The following is a 19,343-nucleotide window of genomic DNA, read 5'->3' on the forward strand; positions in this document are numbered from 1 at the left end:
GGCGAGCCCGCCCGGCCGCCGGCCGACCTGCCGCCCGGCACCCGTCTGCGCGTCACCACCGAGGACGGCGCCGTCGTCACCGGCCGGGACTGGTCCGGGCTGCCGCTCGGCGTCCACACGGTCGAGGCGCAGGCCCCCGACGGACGCGCGGCCACCGGCACCCTGATCGTGAGCCCCGCGCGCGTGCCAGGCCCCGGCCGCCGCGCCTACGGACTGCTCGTCCAGCTGTACTCGCTGCTCTCCACCCGCTCCTGGGGCATGGGCGACCTCGGCGACCTGCGGGAGCTCGCCACCTGGGCGGGCCGCGCGCACGGCGCCGGGTTCGTCCAGGTCAACCCGCTCCACGCGGGCGTGCCCGGGGCGCCGAGCGACCCCTCCCCGTACCGGCCGTCCTCGCGCCGCTTCCCGGACCCGGTCCATCTGCGGATCGAAGAGGTCCCCGAGTACGCCCTCGTGGGGCCCGAGCGCCGCGAGGAGCTCGACCGGATCCTCGCCGAGGCGGCCGAACTGCGCGAACAGGTCCTCGACAAGGGCGCCCTGATCGACCGGGACGCCGTCTGGGAGGTCAAGCGGCGGGCCCTGGAGCTGGTGCTCGGCACCGTGGAGCCCGGCCCCGGCCGCCGCGCCGACTTCCACGACTTCCTCGCCGAGCGCGGCCGCGCCCTGGAAGACCACGCCACCTACCAGGCCCTCGCCGAGCGGCACGGCCCCCACTGGCGGACCTGGCCCGAGGAGCTGCGCGCGCCGCGCACCGCGGAGGCCGCCGTGCGCGCCGACCCCGAGCTGGCCGCCCGGGTCGACTTCCACTGCCGGCTGGCCTGGCTGACGGACCGGCAGCTCGCCGACGCCGCCGCGGCCGCCCGCGAGGCCGGCATGGAGATCGGGATCGTCCACGACCTGGCGGTCGGCGTCCATCCCGAGGGCTCCGACACCTGGGCCCAGCAGGAGGCCTTCGCGGCCGGCATGTCGGTCGGCGCCCCGCCCGACGCCTTCAACTCCCGGGGCCAGGACTGGGGCCTGCCGCCCTGGCGGCCCGACGCCCTCGCCGCCGCCGGCTACGCCCCGTACCGGGGACTCCTCCGGGAACTCCTCCGCCACGCGGGCGCGCTGCGCATCGACCACGTGATGGGCCTGTTCCGGCTGTGGTGGGTGCCGGAGGGCCGCGAGCCCACCGAGGGCACGTACGTCCGGTACGACGCCGAGGCGATGCTCGCGGTCCTCGTCCTGGAGGCGCACCGCGCCGGCGCCCTCGTCATCGGCGAGGACCTCGGCACGGTCGAGCCGGGCGTGCGCGAGGAGCTGGCCCGGCGCGGGGTGTTCGGGACCTCCGTGCTCTGGTTCGAGCGGGACTGGGAGGGCACCGGCCGGCCGCTGCCCGCGGGGGAGTGGCGCGCGGAGTGCGTCGCCACCGCCACCACCCACGACCTGCCCTCCACCGCCGCCCGGCTCTCCGGCGAGCACATCGGCCTGCGGCACCGGCTCGGGCTGCTCGCCGGCGACCTGGAGCGCGAGCGGGCGGCGGACACGGCGGAGACCGCCGAGTGGCTGGACCTGTTCGAGCGGAAGGGGCTGCTTCCGGAGGGGCCGGGGGTCGAGGAGGCCGAGATCAGGGCCGTCCACCGGTTCCTGCTCGCCACCCCGGCCCGGATGGTCGGCGTCTGGCTGCCGGACACGGTGGGGGACCGCAGACCGCAGAACCTGCCGGGCACCTGGGACCAGTACCCCAACTGGCGGCTGCCGCTCGCGGGTCCGGACGGCCAGCCGCTCACCCTGGAGCAGCTCGCCGACTCGCCCCGGGCCCACGGCCTGCTGCGCGAGCTCCGGGCCGGGACGGAGGTCTCGGACGCCGGCACGGCACCCCCGGCGGCCCGTACGGCACCCCCGGACGCCTCGGACGCCCGTACGGCACCCCCGGGCGCGCGGCACGTTTAGGTGTTCGCTACGTTTGCACCGTGGACAAGAAGAACGCTCTGCGCGCCGGCTCGCTCGCGGCCGGTACGACGCTGATGATGCTGCTCATGTCGTCCCCCGCGCTCGCGAACACCCGCGACGACGGCGACGACCCGGCCCCCAAGCTGAGTGTCGTCGAGACCCTCGGCCTGTACGTGGCGGCGCCGCTGGTGCTGTTCCTGGTGATCGCCGGCCTGGTGATGGTGCTCGACAAGTCCAAGAAGAAGGCGTAACCGCCTCAGAGGTCTCCGCCGAGGGCGCCGCACGGTACGAGGTACCGCGCGGCGCCCTCGCATGCGTCGAGGCCCTCCGCGGGACCTCGCGCCGAGGTCCCGCGCACAGGTGTGGCCTCGCACTGAGGCCCTCCCTGCCGTCCCGCCGCGTCACACGGTGGTCGCGAGCAGCTTGCGCAGCAGTCCCGCCAGCTGGTTCGCCTCCTCCTCGGTGAGCGCGGCCTCCAGGGCGGCCCGCTGCTCCGCGAGGCCGGCCCCGACGGCCTGGTCCACCAGCTCCTTGCCGCGCTCGCTGAGGGTGACGCGCAGCCCGCGCCGGTCGTTCGGGTCGGGGCTGCGGGTGAGCAGCCCGGCCTTCTCCAGCTTGTCCAGCCGGCCGGTCATGCCGCCGGTGGTGATCATCAGCGTGGCGGTCAGCTCGCGCGGCGAGAGCGTGTAGGGCTCTCCGGACCTGCGCAGCGTCGCGAGCACGTCGAACTCCCCGAGCGCCATGCCGTAGGGCGCGTATGCCTTGTCCACCTTGCCGCGGATGGCGTTGGCCAGCCGGTGGATGCGTCCGAAGACGGCCATCGGCACCGTGTCCAGGTCGGGGCGGACGGCCGCCCACTGGTCGGTGATGGCGTCGACGGCGTCGTGGGCGGGGCCGGGGTTCTTCGTGTCCATGGCTCCAGTCTCCCCTTCCGTGTGGCTAGATCGCAAGAAAGCCTCTTGCAAGTGAGTAGCTTAGTGGTAAGTTAATTACTGCCAAGCCGGTCCGGGGCCTCCGGGTCCCGGGTCACCGGCACACCGAACCAGGGGGAACCTGCCATGTCCCGCAAGGCCGCCGTCGTCGCACTGACCGCACTCGCCCCGATCTCCTGGGGCTCCACCTACTTCGTCACCACCGAGTTCCTGCCGCCCGACCGGCCGCTCTTCACCGGCCTCATGCGCGCCCTGCCCGCCGGCCTCGCGCTCCTCGCCCTCACCCGCAAGCTCCCGCAGGGCGCCTGGTGGTGGAAGTCCGCGGTCCTCGGAGCCCTCAACATCGGCGCCTTCTTCCCGCTGCTCTTCCTCGCCGCCTACCGGCTGCCCGGCGGAGTCGCCGCGGTCGTCGGCTCCGTCGGCCCGCTCTTCGTCGTCGGCCTCGCGGCCCTCTTCCTCGGCGAGAAGCCCACGGTGAAGACCCTGCTCACCGCCGTCACCGCCGCCTTCGGCGTCAGCCTCGTGGTCCTCAAGGCCGGAGCCGCGTTCGACCTGATCGGTGTGGGTGCCGGACTGCTCTCCTCCCTCTCGATGTCCGCCGGCGTCGTCTTCACCAAGCGCTGGGGCCGCCCCGAGGGCGTCGGCGCCCTCGCGCTCACCGGCTGGCAGCTCACCGCCGGCGGCCTGGTCATCCTGCCCATCGCCTTCCTGATCGAGGGCGCCCCGCCGGCCCTGACCGGCACCAACCTGGCCGGCTACGCCTACCTCGCCTTCGGCAACACCGCGATCTCGTACTTCCTCTGGTTCCGCGGCATCGAGCGGCTCAGCGCCTCCTCGGCCACCCTCCTCGGGCCGCTCTCGCCGATCACCGCGGCCGTCATCGGCTGGGCGGCGCTCGGCCAGGCCCTCGGCCCGGTGCAGGTCCTCGGCATGGTGATCGCCTTCGGCGCCACCCTGGCCGGCCAGCTGAACCCCCGCGCCGCCAAGACCGCCGAGGCCGCCGAGGCCACCAAGACCGCCAAGGCCACCAAGAGCACCAAGGCCGCCGAGGCTGCCAAGGAACCTTTCAGTACTACTGAAAGGAACGGTCAGGAAGTTTCGATGGACCTGGAGGTTTCGGCGGTGCGACGGTAAGGGGCATGAGCCTGGACACCGCACGCAACCCGACCGCGTCCCCCGCCACGACCGCCACCGACACCGCACCCACCGAGAGGCCGGCACCCGCCAAGGGCGCCGGCCTCGGCGTGCTCCTCGCCCTCCTCGCCACCGTCGTCTGGTCCGGCAGCTTCGTCGTCGCCCGCGCCCTCCACGACACCGTCCCCCCGGTCCAGGCCGCCTTCTGGCGCTGGATCGTCGCCCTCGTCGCCGTCGCCCCGCTCGCCGCCCGCGAGACCTGGCGGCAGCGGCACCTGATCCGCCGCCACCTCCGCTTCCTCGCCCTCGCCGCACTGCTCGGCATCACCGTCTACAACACCCTGGTCAACCAGGCCGGGACCGCCACCTCCGCCGGCAACATGGGCATGATCATGGCCGCCTCCCCGGTCCTCATGGCCCTCTTCGCCCGCCTCGGCGGCAACCGCCTCGGCCCGCGCCGCACCACCGGGATGCTCATCGCCTGCGTCGGCGTCCTGCTCCTCGTCAGCAAGGGCTCCCTCACCCCCGACTTCGCCACCGGCGACCTCTGGGTCATGGCCGCGGCCCTCTGCTTCGCCTCGTACAGCGCCCTCCTCAAGCGCCGCCCCGCCGAACTCGGAGGCCTCGCCTTCCTCTTCACCACCTTCGTCCTCGGCGCCCTCATGCTCCTCCCGGCATACGGCATCAGCCTCGCCGTCCAGGGCGGCTTCGAGCCCACCACCGGCACCGTCGGCCCCCTCGTCTACGTCGGCGTGTTCTCCTCCGCCGTCGCCTTCTTCGCCTGGAACAAGGCCGTCACCCTGATCGGCGCCGCCCGCGCCGGGATCGTCTACTACCTCCAGCCCGTCTGCGTCGCCCTCCTCTCGTACGCCCTCCTCGGCGAGCGGCTCGGCCTCCTCGGCGGCGCGAGCATGGCCCTCATCCTCGGCGGAGTGGCGCTGAGCTCCGCCAGGTAGACGGGGAGTGGCGCTGAGCTCCGCCAGGTAGACGGGGCCCGATAAGTTGCGCCCCATGACCGAGTGGGACATCAAGAAGCTCCAGATCCTCCGCACCCTCCGCGACCGCGGCACCGTCACCGCGACCGCGGAGGCGCTGCTCATGACCCCCTCGGCCGTCTCCCAGCAGCTCACCAACCTCGCCAGGCAGCTCGGCGTGCGGCTCCTGGAGGCCCAGGGGCGCCGGGTCCGCCTCACCGACGCCGCCCATCTGGTGCTGCGCCACGCGGAGGTGGTCTTCGCCCAGCTGGAGCGTGCCGACGCCGAACTCGACGGCTACCTGCGGGGCGAGGCCGGGCAGGTGCGGGTCGCGGCCTTCCCGACGTCCGTGCCCGCGCTCCTCGTCCCCGCCGTGCGCCAGCTGCGGACCGCCCACCCCGGGCTCGACGTCCGGATCCGGGAGGCCGAGGCCGCCGAGGCGTACGAGCTGCTCACGGCTGGCGAGGTCGACCTGGCGCTCTCGCTCGCCGCCCACGCGCCCTCCGCGCGCGACCCCAAGTACAGCCGGGTCCCGCTGCTCGCCGACCCCCTCGACGTCGCGCTGCCCGCCGGCCATCCGCTCGCCGACGCCCCCGGCCTGCGGCTCGCCGACCTCGCCGCCGAGCCCTGGATCTTCGGCGGCTCGGGGCCCTGGTCCGAGATCACCACCGCCGCCTGCGAGGCCGCCGGCTTCGTGCCCGAACAGGCCCACAGCGCCTCCGGCTGGACCGCGATCCTCGCCATGGTCGAGGCCGGGATGGGGATCGCGCTCGTGCCCCGGATGGCCTCCGCGGACCGCCGGAGCGGCACCGGGGTCGTCATGCGGGTCCTCTCCGCCGACCAGCCGCGCCGCCATGTCGTCGCGGCGGTACGGAGCGGGGCGGAGGAGGGCCCGGCGGTGGCCCGGGTCCTCGCCGCGCTCCGACAGGCGGCGGCGGGCCGGGAGACCGTGCAGCAGAACTGACCCGTGACCGTCCGGCGGAACCGGCCCCGCGAGCCCGGCACAACCGTTCAGCAGAACTGAACGGCATCGTCGAAAACATTCGATGGACCGGGATGCCGGAGCGGCGGGAAGCTCGACCCATGAGCAGCCTCGACGCGAACCAGGACCCGCACGCCAACGACGCCGCCCCCTACGGCGGCGGGGACCCCTACGCCGACTACCGCACCGGTGACTTCCCCTTCACCGAGCTCGTCGACCTCGCCGACCGCCGCCTCGGCGCCGGCGTCGTCGCCGCCAACGACGAGTTCTTCGCCGAGCGGGAGAACCTCCTCGTCCGCGAGCGCGCCGTCTTCGACCCGGAGCACTTCGGCCACAAGGGCAAGATCATGGACGGCTGGGAGACCCGCCGCCGCCGCGGCGCCGACGCCGAGAACGTCTTCCCCGCCCCCGAGGACCACGACTGGGCGATCGTCCGCCTCGGTGCCCCCGGCGTGATCCGCGGGATCATCGTCGACACCGCCCACTTCCGCGGCAACTACCCGCAGAAGGTCAGCATCCAGGCCACCGCCGTCGAGGGTTCGCCCAGCCCCGCCGAGCTGCTCGACGCGAAGTGGGAGGAGCTCGTCCCGCCGACGCCCGTCCGCGGCCACGCCGCCAACGGCTTCGCCATCGACGCCGAGCGCCGCTTCACCCACGTCCGGCTCTGCCAGCACCCCGACGGCGGCGTCGCCCGGCTCCGCGTCCACGGCGAGGTCGTGCCCGACCCCGAGTGGCTGGAGCTCCTCGGCACCCTCGACCTGATCGCCGTGCTCAACGGCGGCTCGTACGAGGACGCCTCGGACAAGTTCTACTCCTCGCCGACCCAGATCATCCTGCCCGGCACCTCCCGCAAGATGGACGACGGCTGGGAGAACCGCCGCCGCCGGGTCCGCGGCACCAACGACTGGGTGCGCTTCCGGCTCGTCGCCCAGGGCGCCGTCCGCGCCGTCGAGATCGACACCGCCTACCTCAAGGGCAACTCGGCCGGCTGGATCGCCCTCCAGGGCCGCAACGGTGAGAGCGGAGAGTGGTTCGAGATCATCCCGCGCACCCGCCTCCAGCCCGACACCCTGCACCGCTTCAAGCTGCCCGCGCAGGCCGTCGTCACCCACGTCCGGCTCGACGCCTTCCCCGACGGCGGCGTCGCCCGGATGCGGCTCCACGGAACGCTCACGGAGCAGGGCGCGGCCGACCTGCGCGCCCGGTACGCGGCCCTCGGCGGCTGACGGAAGACTTCCGCCCGGCGGCGCGGCCGCGCGCCGACGCCCGCCCGCCGGGCGGACTCCAAGCACGGAAAAGGGGCGCCCCCACGGGGGAGGGCGCCCCTTTTCCGCCAGCGCACTACTTCCGCCAGCGCACTACTTCCGCCAGCGCACTACTTCGCGGCCGCGTCCGCCGCCCGCGCCTTCAGGGCGCGCTCGACGCCCGCGCGGGACTCCGTCACCATGCGCCGCAGCGCCGGGACCGGGTCGTTCGCGGCGATCCACGCGTCCGTCGCGTCCAGCGTCTCCTGCGAGACCTGGAGCGTCGGGTAGAGGCCGACCACGATCTGCTGGATCATCTCGTGGCTGCGGGTCTCCGAGACGTGCTTGATCGACGCGAAGTACTTCTCCGCGTACGGGGCGAGCAGCTCGCGCTGGTCGGCCTGGACGAAGCCGCCGATGACGGCCTCCTGCACGGCGTTCGCCAGCTTGTCGTCCTCGACGACCGAGGCCCAGGCCTCCGCCTTCGCCGCCTCCGTCGGGCGGGCCGCGCGCGCGGTGGCCGCGTGCCGCTCGCCCGCCGCCGTGCGGTCGCGCTCCAGCTCGGCGGCGATCTCCGCCTCGTCGTAGACGCCGGTGGCCGCGAGGCGCTGTACGAAGGCCCAGCGCAGCTCGGTGTCCACCGCGAGGCCCTCGATCGACTCGCGTCCCTCCAGGAGGGACGCCAGCAGGTCCAGCTGCTGCGGGGTGCGGGCGGTCGCCGCGAAGGCGCGCGCCCACGCCAGCTGGTGGTCGCTCGCCGGCTCGGCCGCGCGCAGGTGCGCCAGCGTCGCGTCTGTCCAGCGGGTCAGACCGGCCTCGCGCCACTCCGGCGCCGCGTACAGGTCGAGCGCGGCCTTCACCTGGCCCTGGAGCGACTGCACCACGCCGATGTCGGACTCCTTGGCGATGCCCGAGAGCACCAGGTCCAGGTAGTCGCGGGTGGCCAGCTCGCCGTCGCGGGTCATGTCCCAGGCCGAGGCCCAGCACAGGGCGCGCGGCAGGGACTCGGCGAAGTCGCCGAGGTGCGCGGTGACGTTCGCCAGGGACTGCGCGTCGAGGCGGACCTTGGCGTACGACAGGTCGTCGTCGTTGAGGAGGACGACCGCCGGGCGGGCCTTGCCGACGAGCTGCTCCACGGCCGTGCGCTCGGCCGCCGCGACGTCCAGCTCCAGGCGGTCGGTGCGGACCAGCCTGCCGGTCTCGTCCAGGTCGTAGAAGCCGATCGCGATGCGGTGCGGGCGGAGCACGGCCTCGCCCTTGGCGCCGGCGGGCAGCGCGGGGGCCTCCTGGCGGACGGCGAAGGCGGTGATGACGCCGTTCTCGTCGGTCTCGACCTCCGGCCGGAGGATGTTGATGCCGGCCGTCTCCAGCCACGCCTTCGACCAGGTCTTCAGGTCACGGCCGGAGGTCTCCTCCAGGGCGCCGAGGAGGTCGGACAGACGGGTGTTGCCGAAGGCGTGCGCCTGGAAGTAGGCCTGCACGCCCTTGAAGAACTCGTCCTGGCCGACGTACGCCACGAGCTGCTTCAGGACCGAGGCGCCCTTGGCGTACGTGATCCCGTCGAAGTTGACGAGCACGTCCTCCAGGTCGTTGATCTCGGCCATGATCGGGTGCGTCGACGGCAGCTGGTCCTGGCGGTAGGCCCAGGTCTTCTCCGCGTTGGCGAAGGTGGTCCAGGCGTTCGGCCAGCGGGTGCCCGGCACCGCGGCCTGGCAGGCGACCGAGGTGTAGGTGGCGAACGACTCGTTCAGCCACAGGTCGTTCCACCACTCCATGGTGACGAGGTCGCCGAACCACATGTGGGCGAGCTCGTGCAGGATGGTCTCGGCGCGCCGCTCGTACGCCGCGTCCGTCACCTTCGAGCGGAAGACGTACTGGTCGCGGATGGTGACCGCGCCCGCGTTCTCCATCGCGCCGGCGTTGAACTCCGGCACGAACAGCTGGTCGTACTTGGCGAAGGGGTAGTCGTACGCGAACTTCTCCTGGAACCAGTCGAAGCCCTGGCGGGTCACGTCGAAGATGTGGTCCGCGTCGAGGAACTCGGCCAGCGAGGGACGGCAGTAGATGCCCAGCGGGACGACCTGCCCGTCCTTCTCGTACGTCGAGTGCACCGAGTGGTACGGGCCGACGATGAGGGCCGTGATGTACGTGGAGATGCGCGGGGTCGGCTCGAAGACCCACACGTCGTTCTCGGGCTTCGGCGTCGGCGAGTTCGAGATCACCGACCAGCCGCTCGGCGCCTTCACGGTGAACTGGAAGGTCGCCTTCAGGTCGGGCTGCTCGAACGAGGCGAAGACCCGCCGCGCGTCCGGCACCTCGAACTGGGTGTACAGATAGGCCTGGTCGTCGACCGGGTCGACGAAGCGGTGCAGGCCCTCACCGGTGTTGGTGTACGCGCAGTCGGCGACGACCTTCAGCTCGTTGCGGCCCAGGACGAGGCGGTCGAGCGCGATCCGCGAGTCGCGGAAGACGGCGGCGACGTCGAGCGTGCGGCCGTTGAGCACGACCTCGTGGACGGCGGGGGCGACGAGGTCGATGAAGGTCTCGGCGCCGTCCTCGGCGGAATCGAAGCGGACGGTGGTGACGGACCGGTAGGTGCCGCCCTCCTGCGCACCGGTGAGGTCCAGTTCGACCTCGTACGCGTCCACGGTCAGCAGCGCCGCCCGCTGCTGAGCCTCTTCACGGGTCAGGTTCGTGCCAGGCACCCGGTCAACTCCTCGGTTTCTTGACGTTTGGGCCATCCTTCCACGGGCCGGCTCAGCGGCGCACGGAACATTTCCACGGTCCGTCACCGCTGATCCGCAGCAGCCCCGGCCCCGGCACCGGAGCGCTCACCCGCACCTCGCCGATCTCGTTCACCAGCAGGTCCTGCTCCTCGTCGTCGTAGAGCGGGTCCAGCGGCGGGGTGTGCTGGTGGACCGTGAAGTTGGACTCCCCGTGGTGCGCGAAGTCGAGCACCCCGGCCGGCCCCTCGTAGATCACCAGATCGTGTGCGAGTCCCTCCACGTGGCCGTCGAAACGGCGCGCGTGGGAGAGCGGCAGCACCCGCAGCGTCCAGGGGGTGTCGGCCTCCACCCGCAGGGCCAGCGGGCGGGCGCGCGGGACGAGGGCGACGGTACGCGCGCGCACGTCGTCCTCGTACGCCGTGAGCAGGTACTCCTCGGCCCGCCCGTACGCGTCGCAGGCCTCGATCGTGGTGGACAGCGAGTGGTACGACTCGATCTCCAGGAGCACCCAGTGCCCCGCCGGAAGATCCGGGTCGCAGTGCACGGTCCTCTTGCCGCGCCCCTGGTACACGCAGGGCCGGAACTCCCCGCCGTACGGATCGGCCACCGGCACGGGCGGGGCGGCGGGCGCCGGGGGAGGGGGCGGCGGGACGTAGCCGGGGCCCGGGATCGGCGGCGGCGGGTACTCCACCACGATGCCGAAGTCCGTCGCGAGCCCGGCGAGCCCCGAGGCGTACCCCTGGCCGACCGCGCGGAACCGCCAGCCGCCGTCCCGCCGGTAGAACTCGCCGAAGACGAAGGCCGTCTCCGTCGTCGCGTCCCCGATCGGGCAGTACGCCACGGGGGTGCCGGCCCCGTCCGTGACCAGCACGTCGAGGCCGGGGACCTGCCCGAAGGCGCCCCCGTCGGCGGAGGCGGCGATCACCAGGCGTCCCACGTCGGGCTCCACGCGCGCGAGGTCCAGCCACAGCCAGTCCGCGGCCTGGCTGCCGGGCGCGCCCGGGGCCGACTTCCCCAGGTGCCGGACGGCCCCCGAGGGGTGCTCGGCGTGGTTGTAGAAGACCAGGTCGGCGTCGCCCCGCACCCGCTCCCCGGCGCCGAGGAGCAGCGCGGAGACGTCCACGTCGGGCACCCCGTCCCCGGTGCGCCAGCTGACCGCGACGTGAAGGGCCTGCGGGGGCACCGGGACGTTGGCCCCCTTGGATATCCGGGTCATGGGGGAACTCTGGCACGGCCGGGCACGCCGGAGGGGCGGCTCCCCACAACGGGAAGCCGCCCCTCCGGAGGGTGGCCGGGGTCAGCCCTTGAGCTCGGCGGCGACGAGCTCCGCGATCTGCACGGCGTTCAGCGCCGCGCCCTTGCGCAGGTTGTCGTTGGAGAGGAAGAGCGCGAGCCCGTTCTCGACGGTCTCGTCCACGCGGATGCGGCCCACGTAGGAGGCGTCCTTGCCGGCCGCCTGGAGCGGGGTCGGGATCTCGGAGAGCTCGACGCCCTCGGCGTCCTTGAGGAGCTCGTAGGCGCGCTCGACGCTGATCGGACGCTCGAAGCGGGCGTTGACCTGGAGCGAGTGGCCGGAGAAGACCGGGACGCGCACGCAGGTGCCGGAGACCTTCAGCTCCGGGATCTCCAGGATCTTGCGGGACTCGTTGCGGAGCTTCTGCTCCTCGTCGGTCTCGTGCGTGCCGTCGTCGACCAGGTTGCCGGCCAGCGGGACCACGTTGAAGGCGATGGGGCGCCGGTAGACGTTCGGCTCGGGGAAGGCCACGGCCTCGCCGTCGAAGGCCAGCTGGTCGGCGGTCTCGGCCACGGCACACGCCTGCGTGCGCAGCTCGGCGACACCGGCGACGCCCGAGCCGGAGACGGCCTGGTAGGTGGTGGCGACCAGCGCGGTGAGGCCGGCCTCCTGGTGGAGCGGCTTGAGGACCGGCATGGCGGCCATCGTGGTGCAGTTCGGGTTGGCGATGATGCCCTTGGGGCGGTCCTTGATCGCGTGCGGGTTGACCTCGGAGACCACCAGCGGGACCTCGGGGTCGCGGCGCCAGGCGGAGGAGTTGTCGATCACGACGGCGCCCTGCGAGGCGACCTTCTCGGCGAGGGCCTTGGAGGTGGCGCCGCCGGCGGAGAAGAGCACGATGTCCAGGCCGGTGTAGTCGGCGGTGGAGGCGTCCTCGACCGTGATGCCGTCGACGACGGTGCCGGCGGAGCGGGCGGACGCGAAGAGCCGCAGCTCGTCGACCGGGAAGTTCCGCTCGGTGAGGATCTTGCGCATGACCGTGCCGACCTGACCGGTGGCTCCGACGATTCCGACCTTCACGGGGACTCCTCCGTACGTATGTGCAGGGTGTTGCCAGTCCATGATGCGTATGTCCCGGGCCGCCTTGTCCAATCGATTGTCCAAGGGTCGGGACGCGAAAGGGGCGGGCACCGGTTTCGGCGCCCGCCCCTTCACTCACATGGTGTTACGGGGTGACTGCGCCGATCAGGACGCTGCCGGTGCCCGCGACGGTGCCGCGCGCGTTGAGCAGCTGGACCTCGCCGAAGAACTGGCGTCCCTCGGGGGCCGCGCCCGCGACGACGACCTCGGCCGAGACCGGGGCGGTGGCGCCGTTGGCCAGGGTGACCGGCTTCGACCCGTCGACCTTCACGGTGCCGAGCGCGGACGAGTAGTACACGTCCTTGTAGTCGTACGTGGTGCCGCCCGCGGCCTGGACCGAGTAGCCGTCGATGACGACGGTGTACGTGCCCGCGGCCGGCTTCACCAGGGAGACGGACTCCTCCGAGTCGCCGTCCGCCGACTGGCCCACGGTCTCGCCGTTCAGGGTGACCGTGAGGTCGAGGTCGGCGGCCTTGTCGGAGGTGTTACCGATGGCGATGTCGAGCCGCTCCACGCCCTCACCGATGGTGACGGTCTTCGTGTGCTTCTCGTGGTGCTGGATGGTCGGCGTCTCGCTCTTCTGCGAGCCGAGGGAGCCGCCCTTCAGGGTGCCCGCGATGCCCGCGAAGCGGTTGGTGACCTGCCACTGGACGGGGGCCGGGGTGCCGATCTTTGCCTCGGCGACCGTCTGGACGGCCGGGTCGAAGTCGGCGCCGAGGGCGGTGACGCCCAGGGTGTACGGGTTGTCCAGGTCCGGCGACGTGCGGCGGGCCTCGACCTCGACCTCCCAGACGCCGGGCGTCGGGTTCGCGTAGGACCGCAGGTCCGGACGGCAGGTGTTGGCCGGGTTGTAGTGCGGGTAGCACTGCGTGGTGGCGCTGTCCTCGATGCCCACGCCGTACGGGTGGATCGAGATGAAGCGGGTCTGGCTCTTCTCCTTCAGACCGCCGAGCGCGACCTCCAGCGTCTTGGTGCCCTCGGGCACGGTGACGAAGTAGGACTTGCTGCTGTTGCGCTGCACCGAGCCGGTGGCGGAGAAGCCGTAGCCCGGGGCGACCAGGTCGTTCGCGACGACCGTGGTGGCGAGGATCTGCTTGTCGACGCCCTCGGTGCGCTCGTCGTCGGCCTCCAGGATGACGCTGTGCGCACCGGCGGTGGCGGCGCGGGCCTGGAGCTTGACGGTGACCGGCTTGTTCAGCGGCAGGTCGATCTCGTCGTCGCCGAGGATGCGGAAGGTGCCGTCGTTGTACTTGAGGTCCAGCTCGTGCTCGATCGGCCGGTTCGGGCCGCTCGTGCGCGTGATGGTGACGTCGTAGACCTTCTTCTGGCCGACCTTGAGGCCGCCCTCGCGGTCGTACACACCGGTGCCGGTGTGCGGGGCCGGGAAGATCACGGTGTCGACCGGGGCCTCGACCTTGTAGTCGTGGGCGGTGGCACCGTCCTTGATCGACTCCCAGGCCTCCTCGATGTCCATGAGGCCCGAGCCCTGCTCGTGCGCGGCGACACCGGGGATGCGCTTCGCGGTGGAGGTCAGCGCGGTCCGCAGGGTGAGCGGGGAGAGCGCGATGCCCTTCTGCTTCGCGGCCGAGATCAGCAGCGCGCTCGCGCCCGCCGCCTGCGGCGAGGACATCGAGGTGCCGTTGAGCATGCCGTAACCGGCGGGCAGGGTGTAGCCCGACTCGGCGACGCCGGCGCCCGGCAGCCAGGTCGGGATGGAGTTCACGGCCGAGCCGGGGGCGGTGATGGTCGGGGTGAAGCCGCCGTCCTCACGCGGGCCGCGCGAGGAGAAGGGGAACATGGCGTACTTCTTCTCGACGGCCGAGCCGTAGTTGGCGGCCCAGGTCGACTGGGAGACGGCCGCGCCGACCGAGAGGACCTTGTCGGCCAGGCCGGGGTCGCCGATCGTGTTGATGCCGGGGCCCTCGTTGCCGGCCGAGATGACCAGCTGGACGCCGTACTGGTCGATCAGGCGGGTGTAGAGGCGCGAGCGGACGTTGTCGCCGTCGTTCTGCTGCGGCAGGCCGCCGATCGACATGTTGACGATGTCGACGCCGCGGTTGACGACGAGGTCCGTCATGCCCTCGGTGAGGGCGGTGTTGGTGCAGCCGCCGGACCAGGTGCACGCGCGCGAGGAGACGATCTTCGCGCCGGGCGCGGCGCCGTTCATCCTGCCGCCGAAGAGGCTGTGGGCGGCGGTGATGCCGGCGACGTGGGTGCCGTGCGAGGACTCGACGAGACCGATGTTGACGAAGTCGGCCTTCTTGCCGACCCAGGTGCCGCCGGCCGGGTCCATCGGGACGTCCTTGCGGATCTCCACGACGAACGGGGTGCGCTCGGCGACCTCGGTGGCCGGGTTGTCGGTACCGAAGTAGCCGACCTGGTACCCGTCCTTGTACGGCTTCATCGGCGCGTTGTCCGTGAAGTCGTTGTTCTGGTCGGTGTCCACGCGGACGGTCCCGGCGGCCGGGTCGTACAGCATGCCGAAGACGTCGGTGGTGTCGCCGTCCCGGTTGATGTCGCCCTTCGGGTCGCCGCCCTTGGTGGCGGACTCGGAGAAGCGGCTGAACTGGTACGAGCCCGCCGGGGCCTTCCAGCTCTGCGTGGAGGCGGTGAAGACCGGGCCGGTGACCGGGGTGATCTGGGCGCGCCAGGTGGCGTCGCCCTCGGTCAGCGGGTCGGTGGCGGTCACCCAGTCGACGATCTTGCGCTCGCCGGTGGTGGTCTTCTGCAGGGCCGGGTGGCCGAGGTCGACGCCGGAGTCGAGGATGCCGATGGTCACGCCGCGGCCGTCGGCCTTGGGGTGCTCCTTGACGAAGTCGACCGCGCCCGTCTCGTACGAGGGGTTGTACGGGTTCTTCGCCGGGGTGTCCTTGCCCGGGGCGGGGTACGTCGTGGTGACGGTGGTGCCGGAGACGGCACCCGTCGCGGCGCCCGCGTCCGGCGTCGGGTCGTCCAGCGCGATCTCGGCCTGGAGGTCGACGGACTGGACGGAGGAGAGCTGGGTGGCGGCCTTGATGGCGGCCGCGGCCTTGGCGGTCGGCAGGGTCGCGCGGACGTAGCCGAGCGCGTCCTGCTGCTTGCCGACCGAGGCGCCTGCGACGGCGTCGAGCTGGGCGGCGACCTGCTCGGTGGCACCGGGGACGGTGGCGACGAGGACGGTGACGTTCTTCTCGCCGCTCGCCTGGGCCTCGGTGAGCCGCTGGGCGTCGATGGCGCCGAGCTTGTCGGCCGGATTCGAGGACTTGACCGGGGGAGTGGTCGCCGCGTCGTCCGCGGCGAGCACGGGCGCGGCACCGGTCGCGACGAGCGCGGCGACGAGTCCGGCGGCGGCCGCGATGCGGGCCGCGCGTCTGGGCCCGTGCGTCGAGCTTCCGGATATGGAGCTCTGAGTTTCGGGGGTGGTCATTTACATCCCTGTTGGTGAAAGGAGGGCGTCCGGATTCCGATACCGGATGACCGCTCAGCCTTTCGCAAGTGACAGGGGTTTGGGGAGAGTTGCCCCGGGCCGGATTGCCGCCGCGGCGCAAACCCGCCATCGCCGTGGACGCGCCACGCGGGACGAACCCACCCGTACGGGGGCGGGCCGCCTCGACGTGAGGCTCAGCCCTCCTTGGCCCGGGCGTAGTGGCGGGAGGCCTTGGCGCGGTTGCCGCAGGCCGCCATCGAGCACCAGCGGCGGGTGCCGTTCCGCGAGGTGTCGAAGAAGTGCAGGATGCAGGCCTCGTGGGCGCAGGCCCGGATCCGGTCGGGCGCCGTGCGCAGCAGGTCGAGGTAGTCGCGGGCGGCGGTCCAGCCGGGTCCCCAGGCGGGGTCCGCGAACTCCGCCTCCTCGCCGGGACCGTCGGCGGTGAGCGTGGCCCGGATGCGGCCGTGGTCGAGGACGGCGTCGACCCGCGCGGTGGCGGCGGGGTCGCCGGGGTGGTCGACGAGCGCGGCGAGCGCGTCCCGGGCGGCGAGGGTGTGCCGCAGGGTGGTCGCGTCGGCGACGAACCGCTCGGCCAGGCCGTTGGCGGCGAGCCAGACGGCGAGGCCCTCGACCTCTGCCAGCAGATCCTGGCGGACGCCTTCCTTGTTCCAGCGGGTGTTGAGCAGGTCGAGGGAGACGGGCTCGCCGGTGAGCGGCCGGGGGTCGATGGCGGTCATGGCGGGCACCCTCCTCGATGGACTAACCCCTCAAGAGTACGTGACCGGTTGACCTTCTCCATGGCTAACCCTTAAAGTCGAAGTGAGAGGTTAGCCCAAGGGGGGCGGCCGCACCGGAGAGGGAACCCTCATGTCCACGATCGGCACACTCGCCACCCACCACGTCGGCCTCAACGTCACCGACCTCGGACGCTCGCTCGCCTTCTACGGCGACGTCCTCGGCTTCGAGGTCCTCGGAGAGGGCGAGGAGAAGGACAGCCGCTACGCCTTCCTCGGCCAGGACGGCCGTCTGGTCCTCACCCTCTGGCAGCAGGCCGGGGGCACCTACGACCCGGGCCGGCCCGGCCTCCACCACCTCGCCTTCGAGGCCGAGTCCATCGAGCACGTCCGCGCCGCCGAAGCCGCGCTCACCGCCCGCGGTGCCTCCTTCGCGTACGAGGGCGTCGTCGCCCACCGCGAAGGCGCGACCTCCGGCGGCATCTTCTTCCACGACCCCGACGGCACCCGCCTGGAAATCTCGGTCCCGAAGGGCGCGGAGGGAACCGAAGCCCCCAGCGAAACAGCCCCGACCTGCGGCTTCTTCTAGCCCTTCGGGGTGTGGGCAGTCGTTCCGCAAGGGCGAGGGGGGTCCCCCCTGCTCGAGCGAAGCCGAGAGCTTGGGGGAGGGTGGGCACACCCCGAACGCGCCACCCGCGCCAGGGCCCGCCCCCGCACCCACCGACCCCGCGTTCCCGGAGGCCCTCATGAACACCGCGTACCACCCCGGCTCCCTGGCCGTCCAGGCACGCGAGGGCGTCCAAACCCTCGCCGCCCACGTGGGCCGCTCCATCACCAACGGCATCCGCCCCATCGCCGCCGCCTTCCTCGAAGCCCAGCCCATGCTGATGATCGGCGCGGCGGACGCCGAGGGCCGCGTCTGGTCGAGCCTGCTCACCGGCGCGCCCGGCTTCGCCCGGGCCACCGGCCCGCACACGGTCTCGGTGGCCGCGGATCTCCCCGAGGGCACGCCCGACGGCGCCCCCGTGGGCACCCTCGCCCTCGACCCCCGCACCCGCCGCCGCATGCGCCTCAACGGCACCGCCCGGCGCAGCGGACGCGGCTTCACCATCGAGGCCGAGCAGGTCTTCTCCAACTGCCCCAAGTACCTCCAGAAGCGCGAGTGGTACGGCTCCGAGCCCACCGGCACCGCACCCGCCGCCGCGCGGCACGGCGAGGCGCTCACTCCCGACCAGATGCGCCGGATCGGAGCCGCGGACACCTTCTTCGTGTCCACCACCGCCCCCGACGGCGTCGACACCAGCCACCGCGGCGGCAACCCCGGCTTCGTCCGGGTCGACGCGCCGCGGGAGCTCAGCTGGCGCGACTACCCGGGCAACGCGATGTTCCTGACCCTGGGCAACCTGGAGTCGGACGGCCGCGCGGGGCTGCTCTTCCTCGACTGGGAGACGGGGCTGACCCTCCAGCTCACCGGCCTCGCGCACACCGAGTACGGCCCCGGGGAACGCGTCACCCGCTTCCGTGTCGACCGCACGATCGAAACCCCGAACGGCAGCCCCCTGCGCTGGTCACCCCCGGAGTACTCCCCGTCCAATCCCTGACCTGAGTCGTGGGCCGTCGTCCCGCGCCCACGGACCCCCGCGCCCTGGAGGCCCAGTGACCACCGCACCACCCCGCCCGCGCCCACGGATCGCGCTCACCTCGGCCGGCGTCAGCGTCACCGCCCTCCTCCTCCTGGTAGCGGTCGGAACCGTGCTCCACCAGCCCCTCCTCATCCCGCCCCTCGCCGCCAGCATGGCGCTCGTGGCCGGCGCCCCCGACCTGCCGCTCTCCCAGCCGCGCTCGGTCGTCGGCGGCCAACTGCTCTCGGCCCTCACCGGCTTCGCGGTCCTCACCGCCGTCGGGCCGGGCCCGTGGGGCGCGGCCGTCGCGGGCGGTCTCGCCCTCGGCGTGATGATGCTCGCCCGTACCCCGCACTCGCCCGCCGCGGCCACGGCCGTCATCGTCGCCCTCCAGGACCCGCCCTTGCGGTCGTTTCTCGGCCTTCTCGCCCTCGCCTCCCTGCTCCTGGTCGCCGTCGGTCTGGGCGCGGGCCGCGCCACGGGGCGGACGTATCCCGTCTACTGGTTCTAACCTCTTTCCATGCAGCAGGAGTTGAGGGTGGCGGCCTACGCCGTGTGTGTCCGGGACGGCGAGGTGCTCCTCGCCCGCTGGGTCGCGAAGGACGGCGCCAAACGGTGGACCCTGCCGGGCGGCGGCATGGACCACGGCGAGGATCCCGTCCACACCGTCGTCCGTGAGGTCGAGGAGGAGACGGGCTATCTGACCGAGCCGACCGCCCTCCTCGGCATCGACTCCATCCGGCGCTCCTGGCTCCGCCGGCTCGGCGGCCCCGGCGACTGGCAGGGCCTGCGGATCCTCTACGAGGCGCGGATCACCGGCGGCGCCCTGCGGAACGAGGAGGGCGGCTCCACCGACCTCGCCGCCTGGCACCCGCTCGACTCCGTGCCCTCCCTCACCCGTGTCGAACTCGTCGACATAGGCCTCCAGCTCTGGCGCGACCGGCCGCCCCTCGGGCGCTCGCACCTCACGGAGCACGAGAACCGCTGACCCGAAAGCCCGAAAGGCTGAAAAAGGCTCAACCGTCACGAGCGCGATCAACCCCCGCCGCCCTCCCACGGTCACCTCCCCCGACCGCAGCACGACGAACCGCAGCACAACGATCAGGGGAGCCCCGCATGTCAGCCGCCCGCACCGCCCGTACCGTCGTCGCCGCCACCCTCGTGGCAGGCCTCGCCGCCACCGCCCTCGCCGCCCCCGCCCTCGCGGCGCCCGTGAAGCCGGGCCACGCGGCCACCCAGCAGGCCCTGGACGCGGCCGTCGCCGACGGCGTGCCCGGCGCCGT

Annotated in this window: 16 protein-coding genes; 10 read left to right on the top strand and 6 right to left on the bottom strand. The window is 72.8% G+C overall.

Annotated features, from left to right (window positions below):
* Positions 1 to 27 precede the first annotated feature (27 nt).
* Together malQ and ABZ318_RS33200 are read left to right on the top strand one after the other, a co-directional pair.
* Positions 28 to 1,932, top strand: a complete 1,905-nt coding sequence (gene malQ / locus ABZ318_RS33195; RefSeq protein WP_356906166.1) for a 4-alpha-glucanotransferase — start codon at positions 28 to 30, stop codon at positions 1,930 to 1,932.
* Between the two features lie 20 nt (positions 1,933 to 1,952).
* On the top strand, positions 1,953 to 2,183 hold the full coding sequence (locus ABZ318_RS33200; protein ID WP_093876079.1) for a hypothetical protein: 231 nt from the start codon (positions 1,953 to 1,955) through the stop codon (positions 2,181 to 2,183).
* 150 nt (positions 2,184 to 2,333) lie between these two features.
* Here ABZ318_RS33200 and ABZ318_RS33205 read toward each other — a convergent pair whose 3' ends face one another.
* Positions 2,334 to 2,846 (bottom strand): MarR family transcriptional regulator, encoded by a 513-nt coding sequence (locus ABZ318_RS33205; protein WP_356906152.1) that lies wholly within the window; start codon positions 2,844 to 2,846, stop codon positions 2,334 to 2,336.
* Between the two features lie 144 nt (positions 2,847 to 2,990).
* Between ABZ318_RS33205 and ABZ318_RS33210 the strand changes: the two genes are divergently transcribed.
* The 4 genes from ABZ318_RS33210 to alc all read left to right on the top strand — a co-directional run bounded on the left by ABZ318_RS33210 (position 2,991) and on the right by alc (position 7,180).
* Positions 2,991 to 3,998, top strand: a complete 1,008-nt coding sequence (locus ABZ318_RS33210; RefSeq protein WP_356906153.1) for an EamA family transporter — start codon at positions 2,991 to 2,993, stop codon at positions 3,996 to 3,998.
* A 5-nt stretch (positions 3,999 to 4,003) separates the two neighbouring features.
* Positions 4,004 to 4,954, top strand: coding sequence for a DMT family transporter (locus ABZ318_RS33215; RefSeq protein ID WP_356906154.1), 951 nt, complete (start codon positions 4,004 to 4,006; stop codon positions 4,952 to 4,954).
* A 55-nt stretch (positions 4,955 to 5,009) separates the two neighbouring features.
* Positions 5,010 to 5,936, top strand: coding sequence for a LysR family transcriptional regulator (locus tag ABZ318_RS33220; RefSeq protein WP_356906155.1), 927 nt, complete (start codon positions 5,010 to 5,012; stop codon positions 5,934 to 5,936).
* Between the two features lie 119 nt (positions 5,937 to 6,055).
* Positions 6,056 to 7,180: an allantoicase gene (gene alc / locus ABZ318_RS33225; protein WP_356906156.1), complete on the top strand. Its 1,125-nt coding sequence runs from the start codon at positions 6,056 to 6,058 to the stop codon at positions 7,178 to 7,180.
* A gap of 149 nt (positions 7,181 to 7,329) precedes the next feature.
* Here the strand turns inward: alc and pepN are convergent, their stop codons facing one another.
* From pepN to ABZ318_RS33250, 5 genes are all read right to left on the bottom strand, one after another.
* The gene (gene pepN, locus ABZ318_RS33230) at positions 7,330 to 9,903 is read right to left on the bottom strand and encodes an aminopeptidase N (protein ID WP_356906157.1); all 2,574 of its coding nucleotides are present in this window, start codon (positions 9,901 to 9,903) and stop codon (positions 7,330 to 7,332) included.
* A gap of 52 nt (positions 9,904 to 9,955) precedes the next feature.
* Positions 9,956 to 11,140 (bottom strand): TerD family protein, encoded by a 1,185-nt coding sequence (locus ABZ318_RS33235; protein ID WP_356906158.1) that lies wholly within the window; start codon positions 11,138 to 11,140, stop codon positions 9,956 to 9,958.
* Between the two features lie 81 nt (positions 11,141 to 11,221).
* Complete coding sequence (locus ABZ318_RS33240) at positions 11,222 to 12,238, bottom strand: aspartate-semialdehyde dehydrogenase (RefSeq protein WP_356906159.1); 1,017 nt, start codon at positions 12,236 to 12,238, stop codon at positions 11,222 to 11,224.
* A 145-nt stretch (positions 12,239 to 12,383) separates the two neighbouring features.
* Positions 12,384 to 15,704 carry a S8 family serine peptidase gene (locus ABZ318_RS33245; protein WP_356906160.1) on the bottom strand — a complete coding sequence of 1,107 codons (3,321 nt, stop codon included), beginning with the start codon at positions 15,702 to 15,704 and terminating at the stop codon, positions 12,384 to 12,386.
* A gap of 194 nt (positions 15,705 to 15,898) precedes the next feature.
* A complete protein-coding gene (locus ABZ318_RS33250) occupies positions 15,899 to 16,441 on the bottom strand; it encodes a CGNR zinc finger domain-containing protein (RefSeq protein WP_356906161.1) in 543 nt (180 codons plus the stop codon).
* Between the two features lie 130 nt (positions 16,442 to 16,571).
* On the opposite strand from ABZ318_RS33250, the gene ABZ318_RS33255 reads away from it, so the two are divergent.
* From ABZ318_RS33255 to ABZ318_RS33270, 4 genes are all read left to right on the top strand, one after another.
* Complete coding sequence (locus ABZ318_RS33255) at positions 16,572 to 17,027, top strand: VOC family protein (protein ID WP_356906162.1); 456 nt, start codon at positions 16,572 to 16,574, stop codon at positions 17,025 to 17,027.
* A 157-nt stretch (positions 17,028 to 17,184) separates the two neighbouring features.
* Entirely contained in the window at positions 17,185 to 18,039 is an 855-nt protein-coding gene (locus ABZ318_RS33260; RefSeq protein WP_356906163.1) for a pyridoxamine 5'-phosphate oxidase family protein, read from the top strand.
* A 55-nt stretch (positions 18,040 to 18,094) separates the two neighbouring features.
* Positions 18,095 to 18,571, top strand: a complete 477-nt coding sequence (locus ABZ318_RS33265; protein WP_356906164.1) for an HPP family protein — start codon at positions 18,095 to 18,097, stop codon at positions 18,569 to 18,571.
* Between the two features lie 9 nt (positions 18,572 to 18,580).
* Positions 18,581 to 19,048: an NUDIX hydrolase gene (locus tag ABZ318_RS33270; protein WP_356906165.1), complete on the top strand. Its 468-nt coding sequence runs from the start codon at positions 18,581 to 18,583 to the stop codon at positions 19,046 to 19,048.
* Positions 19,049 to 19,343 lie beyond the last annotated feature (295 nt).

The sequence above is a fragment of the Streptomyces sp. NPDC006197 genome (genome assembly GCF_040613865.1).
Classification (GTDB): domain Bacteria; phylum Actinomycetota; class Actinomycetes; order Streptomycetales; family Streptomycetaceae; genus Streptomyces.

Bases quoted from the DNA above. Each gene is read 5' to 3' on its own strand.
- ABZ318_RS33205 (WP_356906152.1), bottom strand. From the start codon at position 2,846: ATGGACACGAAGAACCCCGGCCCCGCCCACGACGCCGTCGACGCCATC.
- ABZ318_RS33210 (WP_356906153.1), top strand. From the start codon at position 2,991: ATGTCCCGCAAGGCCGCCGTCGTCGCACTGACCGCACTCGCCCCGATC.
- ABZ318_RS33215 (WP_356906154.1), top strand. From the start codon at position 4,004: ATGAGCCTGGACACCGCACGCAACCCGACCGCGTCCCCCGCCACGACC.
- ABZ318_RS33220 (WP_356906155.1), top strand. From the start codon at position 5,010: ATGACCGAGTGGGACATCAAGAAGCTCCAGATCCTCCGCACCCTCCGC.
- alc (WP_356906156.1), top strand. From the start codon at position 6,056: ATGAGCAGCCTCGACGCGAACCAGGACCCGCACGCCAACGACGCCGCC.
- ABZ318_RS33235 (WP_356906158.1), bottom strand. From the start codon at position 11,140: ATGACCCGGATATCCAAGGGGGCCAACGTCCCGGTGCCCCCGCAGGCC.
- ABZ318_RS33245 (WP_356906160.1), bottom strand. From the start codon at position 15,704: ATGACCACCCCCGAAACTCAGAGCTCCATATCCGGAAGCTCGACGCAC.
- ABZ318_RS33250 (WP_356906161.1), bottom strand. From the start codon at position 16,441: ATGACCGCCATCGACCCCCGGCCGCTCACCGGCGAGCCCGTCTCCCTC.
- ABZ318_RS33255 (WP_356906162.1), top strand. From the start codon at position 16,572: ATGTCCACGATCGGCACACTCGCCACCCACCACGTCGGCCTCAACGTC.
- ABZ318_RS33260 (WP_356906163.1), top strand. From the start codon at position 17,185: ATGAACACCGCGTACCACCCCGGCTCCCTGGCCGTCCAGGCACGCGAG.
- ABZ318_RS33270 (WP_356906165.1), top strand. From the start codon at position 18,581: ATGCAGCAGGAGTTGAGGGTGGCGGCCTACGCCGTGTGTGTCCGGGAC.